Annotated in this window: 8 protein-coding genes and 2 pseudogenes; 6 read left to right on the top strand and 4 right to left on the bottom strand. The window is 68.1% G+C overall.

From position 1 onward, the window contains the following. Positions 1-479: 479 nt before the first annotated feature. From WA944_RS09765 to WA944_RS09775, 3 genes and pseudogenes are all read left to right on the top strand, one after another. A complete protein-coding gene (locus tag WA944_RS09765) occupies positions 480-929 on the top strand; it encodes a hypothetical protein (RefSeq protein ID WP_526646835.1) in 450 nt (149 codons plus the stop codon). Positions 930-1071: 142 nt separating this feature from the next. After that, positions 1072-2472 carry a phosphatase PAP2 family protein gene (locus WA944_RS09770; RefSeq protein WP_526375686.1) on the top strand — a complete coding sequence of 467 codons (1401 nt, stop codon included), beginning with the start codon at positions 1072-1074 and terminating at the stop codon, positions 2470-2472. A 92-nt stretch (positions 2473-2564) separates the two neighbouring features. Continuing rightward, a pseudogene (locus WA944_RS09775) lies at positions 2565-4183 on the top strand (IS1182 family transposase). A gap of 195 nt (positions 4184-4378) precedes the next feature. On the opposite strand, the gene WA944_RS09780 reads toward WA944_RS09775, so the two are convergent. Next, complete coding sequence (locus WA944_RS09780; protein ID WP_526646837.1) at positions 4379-5962, bottom strand: PucR family transcriptional regulator; 1584 nt, start codon at positions 5960-5962, stop codon at positions 4379-4381. Between the two features lie 100 nt (positions 5963-6062). Between WA944_RS09780 and pruA the strand changes: the two genes are divergently transcribed. Further along, positions 6063-7691 (top strand): L-glutamate gamma-semialdehyde dehydrogenase, encoded by a 1629-nt coding sequence (gene pruA / locus WA944_RS09785; RefSeq protein ID WP_526375838.1) that lies wholly within the window; start codon positions 6063-6065, stop codon positions 7689-7691. A gap of 3 nt (positions 7692-7694) precedes the next feature. After that, a complete protein-coding gene (locus WA944_RS09790; protein ID WP_526375831.1) occupies positions 7695-8678 on the top strand; it encodes a proline dehydrogenase family protein in 984 nt (327 codons plus the stop codon). 80 nt (positions 8679-8758) lie between these two features. Here the strand turns inward: WA944_RS09790 and WA944_RS09795 are convergent, their stop codons facing one another. The 3 genes from WA944_RS09795 to WA944_RS09805 all read right to left on the bottom strand — a co-directional run bounded on the left by WA944_RS09795 (position 8759) and on the right by WA944_RS09805 (position 11752). After that, positions 8759-10423 carry a nucleobase:cation symporter-2 family protein gene (locus tag WA944_RS09795; RefSeq protein WP_526375833.1) on the bottom strand — a complete coding sequence of 555 codons (1665 nt, stop codon included), beginning with the start codon at positions 10421-10423 and terminating at the stop codon, positions 8759-8761. A 111-nt stretch (positions 10424-10534) separates the two neighbouring features. Next, positions 10535-11035 carry an Rv2253 family sensor-like surface protein gene (locus WA944_RS09800; protein ID WP_526375835.1) on the bottom strand — a complete coding sequence of 167 codons (501 nt, stop codon included), beginning with the start codon at positions 11033-11035 and terminating at the stop codon, positions 10535-10537. 162 nt (positions 11036-11197) lie between these two features. After that, a complete protein-coding gene (locus WA944_RS09805; RefSeq protein ID WP_526375837.1) occupies positions 11198-11752 on the bottom strand; it encodes an NUDIX domain-containing protein in 555 nt (184 codons plus the stop codon). Positions 11753-11783: 31 nt separating this feature from the next. Here WA944_RS09805 and WA944_RS09810 point away from each other — a divergent pair. Then, positions 11784-11956, top strand: a pseudogene (locus tag WA944_RS09810) (acyl-CoA synthetase); the annotation flags it as partial.

The following is an 11956-nucleotide window of genomic DNA, read 5'->3' on the forward strand; positions in this document are numbered from 1 at the left end:
GTCGGGATCCTCCACGGCTGCCTGCGTCACCACACCAAATACGACGAACACACCGCGTGGTCGCACCGCCAGAACATCGCCGGCGCCGACGCCGCTTGACAACTTACGCACCTGGGATGTCTAGCTCGTGACCCGACAACCGAGCAGTTTCGGGGACGCGCGGTACCGAACTCATGAAGCTGCCGTGCTCAGCGCAACTCGCGTTGCTGGACAGCCACTTTGAGTGTTCTCTGAGTGATGTCGGACGGCCGACCCGGATTATGCATTGCACGCGCCATCGACCCCACGTACCCCTGGGTAGATCCCCTAAACGGGCCGCGCGCCCAAGAGGATTCCCATGGCTGGCCGGGCGGTGCCGATCTGTAACAAATCGATAACAGTGCCGGAGTGGCGGCATAGGCGGCCGATCGGTGGGCAAGCGCTACCGAACGGTCCCGTGGGCCGGGACCGTCAATCCCGGCGAAGCGAAAGGGTGATCGATGCGAGATGTCAACCGGACCCACCGTGCGCGTGTGCTGTCGGCCGCGTTCGCCGCGCCGCTCTTGGTATTGACCGGCGCTGTCGCCTGCGGTGACGAGGCCGAGGAACCGACGGTCGAGGAAATCACCGATGTGAATTACTTCGGCGATACCGACGAGTTCGTCGGCGATACGGTGACGCTCGAAGCCGAGGTGACCGAGGTGCTGTCACCCCAGTCGTTCGAACTCGGCGGCCAGGATTGGGGCGACGAGTCGCTGCTTGTGACCAGCGCCGAACCGGTCGATGTCCAACAGGGCAACATGGTTGAGGTGACCGGCACGGTCGGCGAAGCGTTCATCTACGCCGACTACGTGACGGAATACGACCTGGTCGATCCTGCGGTCTACACCGTGTTCGAGAACGAGAAGTTCCTCGTCGCGACCAACGTCGACACCGATCCGCAACAGTAGCGCAACGACACCGAATCGCCACGGGAACCCAACTGAGAACGGCGGCAACATCATTCCTCGAGACGACAAACCGGCGGACGGTGACCTGCACTGCGAAAACCGCACGCGTTCTGCCGGTCGGCACCGGCCGGCCGGCTCTGATGTGCGGCACCGGACCAGCGCCTACATCCTCGTCGGATCCGGCGCGCTGTTCCTGATTCTGCTGGCACTGGTCGTCGTCGGCTGGCACCCACTGCAGAAAGCGGACGAGTCAGCCATCGACGCCCTCAACTCGGCGGTATCCACTACGCCGGGGGCGGCCAGCGTCCTCACGGTAATCACCAACCTCGGCGGTACCGCCTTCGCTTGGACCGTGTTGACGGTGGCCGTCGGGTGGCTGACCATTCGGCGGGAGTGGGCACTTGCCGTCTACGTCGCACTGACCGGGTTGGGCGCCAACGCCCTGACCGCCGGTGTGAAGGAGTTGGTGGATCGGACCCGGCCGATTGTGCAAGATCCGGTTGCGGCAGCGCCGGGGTTGAGCTTCCCGAGCGGCCACTCGCTGGGTTCGGCCGTCACCTATGGCGTGCTGGCGCTGGTGTTCCTGCCTGTCGTTCCGGTCAGGTTCCGGCGCGCGGTGATCATCGCCGCGGTGACATTGGTGGTCGCGGTCGGCGTCAGCCGGGTGGCGCTGGGCGTGCACTTCCCCTCGGATGTGCTTGGCGGGTGGCTGCTCGGCTTGTGGTGGATAACCCTCACCGCCATCGCTTTTCGGCGCTGGCACAGTGCGGTCGGTCGAGGCAGTCCAGCACTCACCGAGGGCCTCGAACCCGAGGAGCGGGAGAACCTTCAGCCTGCCCCCGAGCACGACCCGCCACTGCCCGCCGGCTGGTACAGCGTCGTCAACCTTCTCGTCGGCGCGGTGCTGATCTGGGGAGCGGTGGTGGCGGTGGGGTTTCTGGTCACGTCGCTGGGAGCGGTGCGGTCGATCGACTCGGCGGCCGCGCAGTGGTTTGCCGACATTCGGTCGGACGCCCTGACCGAGGTCTTCTTCACGATCAGCCGACTCGGTGACACCTCATCGGTTATCGCCGTGCTGCTGGTGACGGCCGCAATGGTCTTCGCGTTGACAGACCGGTGGCGTCCGTCGCTGTTCCTCCTTGTGGCGGTGTTCGGTGAAGTGGTGCTGTTCCTGGTGAGTTCGCAGGTGGTCGGCCGTCCCCGGCCCGAGGTCGAGCATCTGACGCCGGGTCTTCCGCCGACGTCGTCCTTCCCGTCCGGGCACGTCGCCGCCACCATGGCGCTGTACGGGTCGATTGCTCTGCTGATCGTGCTGTGGTCGCGTTCGCCGTTGCGCTTCGTCGCGGTAGCGCTGGCCTTCCTGCTGGGCGCGGCCATGGTCGCGGCGCGCTTGTACATCGGCGTGCACTTCATCAGCGACGGCATAGTAAGCATCCTGTTCGTCATCGCTTGGCTGGCGGTTTGCTGGTGGGCGCTACGTCCTGGACCGGAGCCGGAATCCGTTGCGGTGCAGGAAGGCAGTGCTGCGGAAGATCGATCGTGACGCACAACTTCGCCGGATGCCGTCCGCTAGGAGTGCGCTGAATAATCGGCGCGCCTCCCCGGAATATCCCTCTGAACTGGGAAAATAGGCCCATGCAGGGTGTGGAGCGGGTGGATCGGGAACTGCTGGACGCAGAGGCATTGGTCGGTCATCTGGTGCCTGAGGGCAGCATGTTCGCGTTCTTGGCCGCACATCGCCAGGACGTGTTCGGCGATGAGGAGTTCGAGGACCTGTTCCCCTCGGGGCGGGGACGACCCTCGATCCCGGCGTCGGTGATGGCCTCGATCCTGGTACTGCAGACCCTGCATGACCTGTCGGACCGGGAAACCGCAGACGCGGCCCGCTGTGACCTGCGCTGGAAGGTCGCGACCGGAATGGCGTTGGACCACAACGGATTCGACTCGACCACACTGGTGTACTGGCGTAAGCGGCTGGCGAAATCGAAGCGGCCGCAACGGATCAACGAGGCGGTGCGGCAGGTCGTCGCGGAGACCGGCATCCTGCGTGGCCGCCGCAAACGCGCGGTGGATTCCACCATCCTGGCCGACGCGGTCGCCACCCAGGACACCATCACCCAGCTGATCTCGGCGATCCGGCGGGTCGGAAGGATCGTGCCCGGCGCCACCGAGGCGATCGCGACGGTGTGCACCGGGCACGACTACAGCCGCCCCGGCAAGCCGGCGATCGATTGGGACGAGCCCGGCGCCAAGGACATGCTGGTCTCGGCCCTGGTCAACGACGCGAACGCGCTGCTGGAGGCGCTCACCGGGATCGATGAGGACAAGCTCGGGGAGCCGGTGGCCGCGGCGCTGGCGTTGCTGGCGCTGGTCGCCGGGCAGGACGTCGAACCCGCCGAAGGATCCGACGGCACCGACGGCCGGTGGCGCATCGCCGCAAGGTCGCCCCCGACCGGGTGATATCCACGGTGGACCAGGATGCGCGGCACACCCGCAAGTCGCCGGAGGCCCGCCGCGACGGGTATCGGGCGCACGTGGCGGCGGAGCCGGAAACCGGGATCATCACCGACGAGGCGCTCACCAAGGCGGCCGGGATGGAGAACTCCGATCCGGGGGTGGCGGAGAAGTTCCTGGCCGCCGATCAGGGCGACGCGGAAGGCGAGAAGGACGACGCAGGTGAGCAGGCCACACGCGAGTGGTACGGCGATTCTGCTTATGGCACAGGGGATCTGCGTGGTGCTATCGACGACGCCGGGCAGGAGGCGGTGATCAAGCCCAAGCCGCTGGCCGTGCCTGTCGAGGGTGGGTTCACTGTCGACGACTTCACCGTCGACGAACAAGCGGGCACGGTGGGTTGCCCGGCCGGTAACACCCGCCCGCTGAGCCGGACCCGGGTGGCCAGCTTCGGTGCGCTGTGCCGCAGATGCCCGCTCCTCGAGCAATGCACGAACTCCAAGAGTGGCCGCAAAATCGTTCTGCACCAACGAGACGACCTGCTCCGACAAGCCCGCCGTGACTGGGCAGACAAGCCTGAACTGCGTGAGAAGTACCGGATGTTCCGGCCCAACGTGGAACGGATCATCTCCCAAATCGCCAGCCGCGGCGGCCGTCGCCTCAAACTTCGCTACCGCGGTACCGAGAAGAACAACGCGTGGCTCACCCGCCGCACCGCCGGGCTCAATCTACGTAATCTCGTCGGCCAAGGACTCACTCGCACGGCAGGAGTCTGGGTTCTGCAAGCTCAAACCGCCTGACAACGCCACCGCCGGCCCCGATCGGCGGCGATGTCGGGCCGAATCGAGCCTGCGCCGGGGCCGCCGAGGCGCCCTCCACGGCCCGGATGACTCTTCCGCGTCCCCGATCCACCAAGCGTGCGGTCGGCTGCCGATTCTCACACCCCAGCTCATCCAGAGGTCACCCCCCCCGGATCGCCGTAATTCAGCGCACTCCTAGCGGTCGGCGGCCCGCAGCCCGAGGGCCAGCACCAGGCGCTCGTCGGCGTCTTCCAGCGACGTGCCGAGCAGTTTCTCGATCCGGCGGATGCGGTAGCGCACCGTGTTGGGGTGGACGTGCAATTGCCGTGCCACCGCGGCGACGTCGCCGAATCCGTCGAGGTAGGCCCGCAGGGTGTCGGCGAGCATGGCGTCCCGGGCGCACAGGTCGCGGATCCGCGGATCGACCAGCCGCGGTTCGGCCGCCACGTGCGAGACGACCTCATCGAGCAGCACCGTGGTGCGCGCCTCGTCCAGCGAGGTCACCCGGCTGATGGCGGCGGGATGGCGTTGGGCGCTGTCGAAGACCCGGTCGACCTCGTGGCGCGCAGTCGGGGCGGCGATCAGCCCGGACAGTGGTGCGGCCGTCACCGCGCGGGCATCGAGGCCGAGTTCGCGGCGCAGCGCGGCCACGACCCCGCGTGCCCATGACGTGACCGACGCCACCGCGCCGATCTTCGGCAGCAGCACATAGACCCGGTCGCCGGTCGAGGCGACTTGCGCATCGGGACGAAATGCGCTGGCGCTCAATGCGATGACATCCGCGGGCACGGCCCCGCCGAGCCCGCGGAAACCGACGAGCGCGGCGCGGGAGTCGCCGGGGATCCCGAGCTCGCGGGCGAGCAGCGCCACATCGTCGGTCTCACTGCCCGCCAGACCGAGCAGCTGCTGCACCCGCGCGGCATGCTGCGACGGCGCCGCCGCCAGCCGCGACATGATCCGCGCCGCGAGCACCGCGCCGCCCCGCAGGATCTCCTCGGTGTCGTCGGCCAGCGGTGTCGACCCCTGCTGCAGCCAGATCGTCCCGGCGAAGCCGGGGGGCAGGCCGGCGTCGGCAGGGGGCAGGTGCACGCCCACCGCCAGGCGGGGACGAAGCCCGAGTTCGGGCCGCTCGTCGACCCGCACCACGTCCGCGCCGGACCGCAGCGCGTCGAAGATGCCCCACTGCCCAATCCACTCCAGATGCTCGGGCGGGCCGGCACGGCCCAGGATCGTCAGCCGGCGCAGCTCGTCGACTTCGTCGCTGGAGGCCGAGTAGGCCAGCATGTGGCTGTCGGCATCCTCGATGCAGACCATGCCGCGGGTCCGGTCGGCGATCGACTGCGCCAGCCCGAACAGATCGGTGCCCGAGTCGCGCTGCGGGTCATGACGATCCCCGTGATGCTCGAAGGCGTGGTTGACCAGGCGGTACAGGTGTTCCCACCGGGCTCGGGGGTCGACGGCGACGACCGCGGTGCCCAGCCTGACCGCGCGTGCCACCGCTGCCGGGGTGGGCTCCTTGACGAAGATGGCAGCGGGACGGTCCGCGTGCTGTTCCAGCCAGTCGACGGCGTCGGTGTCGGGCACCCCGAGCAGGAAGAACAGGTCCGAGGACCCGGGCCCGACCGCCAGGCCGAGTCGGACATCGTCGGCGTCGACGAGTGCGACGGTGCTGACCGGCATGTCCAGTCCGCGCGGTGCGTCGACGAGCGTCACCATGGTGCGGTCGAGGGCGAGCAGCAACTGGCCCAGCCCGAGCCCCGGTCCCTGTTGCGCCGCCATCACCACGCCTTGTCCGTTTGGACTATCCAGTGTGCCAGGGCTTGTCCGATCAGCCATCGGATAACGCGCTGTTAAGGGGCATCCTTTCCGCATGGACGCGATCGCTGCGATTTCTCAGGTGCCGGTACCGCAAAACGAGCCGGTTCACGAATACGCCCCCCGATCACCGGAGCGCGCCAGACTCGCCGAGGCGTTGCAGAGCTTTTCCGGCGCCGCGATCGACCTGCCGCACGTCATCGGCGGCCGACACCGGATGGGGGCCGGCGAGCGCGTCGACGTGGTCCAACCGCACCGGCACTCCGCCCGGCTGGGCACCTTCACCAACGCCGACCACGCCGACGCCGCCGCTGCGGTCGACGCGGCGACGGCGGCCAAAGCCGAGTGGGAGGCCACCCCGTTCGACGAGCGCGCGGCGGTGTTCCTGCGGGCCGCCGATCTGATGGCCGGGCCATGGCGGGAGAAGATCGCGGCCGCGACGATGCTGGGCCAGTCCAAGACCGCATACCAGGCCGAGATCGACTCGCCCTGCGAGCTCATCGACTTCTGGCGGTTCAACGTCGCCTTCGCGCGCCAGATCCTCGAGCAGCAACCGGTCAGCTCGCGCGGCGTGTGGAACCGCACCGACTACCGCCCGCTCGAAGGCTTCGTCTACGCGATCACCCCCTTCAACTTCACGGCCATCGCCGGCAATCTGCCCACCGCCCCCGCCCTGATGGGCAACACGGTGGTGTGGAAGCCCGCACCCACCCAGACCTTCGCCGCGTACCTGATCATGCAGGTGCTGGAGGCCGCCGGGCTGCCCGCCGGCGTGATCAACCTGCTGGCCGGCGACGGCCGGGCGGTGTCGGACGTGGTGCTCGCAGACCGACGGCTTGCCGGCATCCACTTCACCGGGTCGACCGCGACTTTCCAGCACCTGTGGCGTGAGGTCGGCACACACATCGACCGGTACGACACCTACCCGCGGCTGGTGGGGGAGACCGGCGGCAAGGATTTTGTGGTCGCTCACCCCTCGGCACGGCCGGAGGTGCTGCGCACCGCGTTGATCCGGGGCGCGTTCGACTACCAGGGACAGAAATGTTCGGCCGCGTCGCGGGCGTTCGTCCCGCGGTCGGTGTGGCAGCAGATGGGCGACGACTTTCTGGGCGCCACCGAGGCGCTGCGCTTCGGCGACATCACCGACCTCACCAACTTCGGCGGAGCGCTGATCGACGATCGGGCATTCGCGAAGAACGTCAAAGCCATCGAGCGGGCGAAGAGCGCGGCCAACGTGACGATCGCGGTCGGTGGAGAGTACGACGACAGCGAAGGCTATTTCGTCCGGCCGACGGTACTGCTGTCCGACGATCCGTCAGATGAGGCGTTCTCCACCGAGTACTTCGGACCGATCCTGGCGGTGCACGTCTACCCCGACCAGGACTATGCACGCATCCTGGACGTCGTCGACGGCGGTGCCCGGTACGCACTGACCGGTGCGGTGATCGCCGACGACCGCGCGGCGGTGCTGCAGGCCGAGCGTCGGCTGCGCCACGCGGCGGGCAACTTCTACGTCAACGACAAGCCCACCGGCGCCGTGGTGGGCCAGCAGCCGTTCGGCGGTTCCCGGGCGTCGGGCACCAACGACAAGGCCGGCTCCGCGATGAACCTGCTGCGCTGGACGTCGGCCCGGTCGATCAAGGAGACGTTCGTGCCGCCCACCGACCACCTTTACCCCCATATGGAGCAGTGACCCATGGGTGTGTTCCGCAGCGTCGCCCGGCCTGTGATCCTGGCCGCCGGCAGGCAGGACGGCCTGCGACGGGCCGCAGAACGGCTGCCGGTGACCCGCGAGGTGGTGCACCGGTTCGTCCCCGGGGAGAGTGTCGCCGACGTGATGGATTCGGTGGAGCAGCTCCGGAATTCCCACCGTCTGGTGTCGATCGACTACCTCGGTGAGGACGTCACCGACAGGGAGACGGCCGAGGCCACTGTCACGGCCTATCTGCAGCTGATCGAGGCTTTCTCGACGCGAGGCGGGGCCGCGGCCGGGGTGCGGCCGCTGGAGGTGTCGATCAAGCTCTCGGCGCTGGGGCAGGCGCTACCCCGGGACGGGGAGACGATCGCGCTGGAGAACGCCCGTGCGATCTGCGAACCCGCCCAGCGTGCAGGTGTGTGGGTGACCGTGGACGCCGAGGACCACACGACCACCGACTCCACGTTGTCGGTGGTGCGTGAGCTGCGTGTCGACTTCGACTGGGTCGGCACGGTGCTGCAGGCTTACCTCAAACGCACGCATACCGACTGCCAGGATTTCGCCGCCCCGCCGGGCGCCGCTTCAGGCCAGGGTGCACGGATCCGGTTGTGCAAGGGCGCCTATGAGGAACCCGCCTCGGTCGCCTACCGGGACAGCGCCGCGATCACCGACTCCTACCTGCGGTGTCTGACCGTGCTGATGGCGGGCAGCAGCTATCCGATGGTGGCCTCCCACGATCCGCAGATCATCTCCGCTGTCCCGGCGCTTGCCCGGGAGAACGGCTGCGGAGTCGACGATTTCGAGTATCAGATGCTCTACGGAATCCGGGACGGCGAGCAGCGCCGGCTGGCTGACGAGGGCAACAACGTGCGGGTGTACGTGCCGTTCGGCACCCAGTGGTACGGCTACTTCGTCCGTCGGTTGGCCGAGCGGCCGGCGAACCTGACCTTCTTCCTGCGGGCGCTGGCCGAACGCCGCCGGTGACCCGTGGGCGTTGAGGCTGCGCTCACGGCGTGGTCCTCTCGAACATCGGCGCCGTGGTTGCAGTCTCAAACGGTGCGACGTCACTCGCGGCTGCGTCTGGAGAATCTGCCCTCGGTGACCTCGTCCCACTTCTGATACACCTGGTCGACCTGCGGGTTGCCCCGGCCCTTGATCCAGTCGCAGGTCGACACGTAGGTCGACGGGTTGGTGACGATGATGGTGTGCAACTCTGGGCGTTTCTGCGCCAGGGCCTCGAGCTCGTCGGGCGGGGTCGACGGATCCGCGGCGCGCAACGCGTCCAGCGGGTCCGGCAACGCACCTCGTGGCGCGTCGTGTGCCGCCAGGTCGCCTACTTCGGCGTCGTCGTCAGTTCTGTTGTTCAGCAACAGGTTCAGCACGATCGCGGTGATCGCTCCCGCCGAGATGCCGGAGTGGAAGATCGTCTGGAACCAGTCGGGGAACTGGTGGTACAGGTCCAGCGCGACGTTCACCGGTGAGTCCGACAGCGACCTGTCAGTGTAGTAGAGCTTGGCCTCGGTCAACATCGCCACCCCGACCGAGATCGCCACGACCAGGATGTTGGTGTTGTCGAACTTCACCTTGGTCAGCGTCCGGATCCCGCTGGCCGCGACCATGCCGAACAGTGCGACGCCGGCGCCGCCGAGCACCGGCAGCGGGATTCCCTCGACCACGGCGGCCATCTTCGGCAGCAGACCGAGCGCCACCAGGATGATGCCGGCGACGGTCGCGACGTGGCGGGTGCGCACCCCGGTGATCGCCACCAGGCCCACGTTCTGGGCGAACGCGGTGTAGGGGAAGGTGTTGAAGATCCCGCCGATCACGGTGCCCAGTCCGTCGGCGCGCAGGCCGTCGGCGAGCTTGCGCGGGGTGATCTTCTCGTCGACGATCTCACCGACCGCCACGATGTCGCCGGTCGTCTCGGTCATGATCACGATCCCGACGATCAGCAGCGCGATGATCGAGCTGATCTCGAACGTCGGCACCCCGAACTGGAACGGGGTGACGATGCCGACCCAGCTGTAATCGCCCATGTGGTCCCAGTCGGTCATGCCGAACGGCACCGCGACGACCGTGCCGATGACGAGCCCGAGCAGGATCGACACCCGCCGCAGGCTCTCGGGGGCGAACCGCTCGATGACGACGATCGTCGCGAGGGTGAAAAAGCCCATCCCGATGGCGGCGGGGGCGCCGAAGTCCGTCCCGGCGGCGCTGCCGCCTCCGAACCAGCCGGCCGCCACCCGCATCAGCGACACCCCGATGATCAAGATGATCGTGCCGGTCACCAGCGGCGGGAAGAACCGGATCAGCTTGCCGAAGACGGGGGCGAGCAACATCATGAACAGCCCGCAGGCGATCACCGAGCCGTAGATCGTGGTGACGCCGTGGTTCAGGCCGATGGTGATCATCGGGCCGACGGCGGCGAACGTCACCCCCTGCATCAGCGGGAGCCTGACCCCGAACCGCCAGAAGCCGACGGCCTGGATGATGGTCGCGATCCCGGCCACGAACAGGTCGGCCATGATCAGGTGCACGATGTCGGACTGTTCGAGCTGCCCGGCGCCCACCATCGCGCCGCCGACGATCAGCGGCACCGCGACCGCGCCGGCGTACATCGCCAGCACGTGCTGGACCCCGAGGGGCAACAACCGCCTCAGCGGCGGCACTTCGTCCACAGGTCGCATGCCGGCATTGCCCTGGTTCAGGATTTTCGCCAGTGTGGCCATCAACGCTCTGCTCCCGCCTGCATGCGGTGCCCTTCCGCAGTGCGACCGGGCCGGTGGACCCATCTTTGGAGCCGTCGGTTTCGGGAGTTTTCCCTGTGCGTGACCGCGGGGTTACGTCGGATACGCCGCAACGGGCATGACCACGGTGCCCTTGCAGATCCCTTCCAGGATCTCGGTGCGCCACGTGCCGAACATCGACCCCTCCGGCGTGGGTGCGTAGAACACCAGCGACCGCGCCGCAGCGTACTCGCGGGGCACGTCGCCGCCCCGGAAGCACTCCCACTGCCAGTTGTAGTTGAAGACCCACTGCTGGCCGTCCCAGGTGTAGCGGCTCGGCTGCGGGACGGTGGGGTTGCTGGGCGCCGGACCGTCGGACGCGGTGGCCACGCAGGTGCCGGCGCAGGACGTCGAGAACGTGTACTGACCGCTGAAATCGGGTTCCGGCTGGCGGGCGGCGATGCTGGTGCCGACCTTCTGGGATGCGAAGGTCACCACGGTGTAGCGACCACTCCAGTCCGGCCGCGCTGCCGCAGCCGTGGTCGCGGTGCAAACGCCCGCCACCGCAACCAGTGTCGCGGATGCAAGTGCGATGCAGGCCCGTCGGGCAGACATGGTTCCCTCACCGTGGTTTCTCGAAAATGTGCCATCTGTGGCATCTGCAACCTAGTCGGCTCGACTGTCAACGTGGCACCCCGACACGGCACGTCGGGGCACGGTTGTGTCACGGGTTGGTATCGGAGCGCACCGACGAATGATGTTCGCGCGTAACAAAGCTCACTGTCGGCGCTCGGCGAGCAGCATCAGCGTCCACGCGGCGATCGACTGGGCGTCGGTGATCACGCCGTCGCCCATCATCTGCTCGACCTCGACACGGGTGAACCACGCGCTGCGCATGTCCTGTTCCTCGTGCTCGCGGTCGTGGTCTCCCTCGGTGATCCCGGTGGCCAGGAACACCCGGCCGCGTTGGCTGCTCATGCCGGGAGCGACGTCGAGAAGGCCGAGCTCCGTCATCGACTCGGCGCGCAGCCCGGTCTCCTCCCGCAGCTCACGGGCGGCGAGCTCGGTGCCGTCCAGATCCGCCCTGTCCGGCGCCGTGCCCTGCGGGAACTCCCAGCGCCGCAGTCCCAGCGGATAGCGGAACTGTTCGACGAGGTGGAAGCGGTCACCGCCGGGGCCCTGGTCGCGGGGGATCACCAGCGCATAGGTCGGTTTGTCGACCACCGCGTAGATCCCGCTGCTGCCGTCGGGTCTGCGGATGTCGTCTTCACGCATCGTGAGCCAGTTGTTCCGGTACACCTCGCGCGACGCCTCGGTCCGGATCGAATCCACCGCGTCAGTATGAGGAGTAGCCTCGAACCCCGTGCTGCTGGCCTCCTTGAACCCCGCGGCGGTCGCCGCCGACGCCGACATCGCCGACGCGGTTCGCATCGACGGGACGACACTGAGCCGCAGTGATCTGGTCGGTGCGGCGACCTCGGTCGCGGAGCGGGTGGCGGCCGCCGGCCGGGTCGCCGTGCTGGCCACCCCCACCCC

Source organism: Mycobacterium sp. (genome assembly GCF_049683355.1).
In the GTDB taxonomy this organism is placed as follows: Bacteria; Actinomycetota; Actinomycetes; order Mycobacteriales; family Mycobacteriaceae; genus Mycobacterium.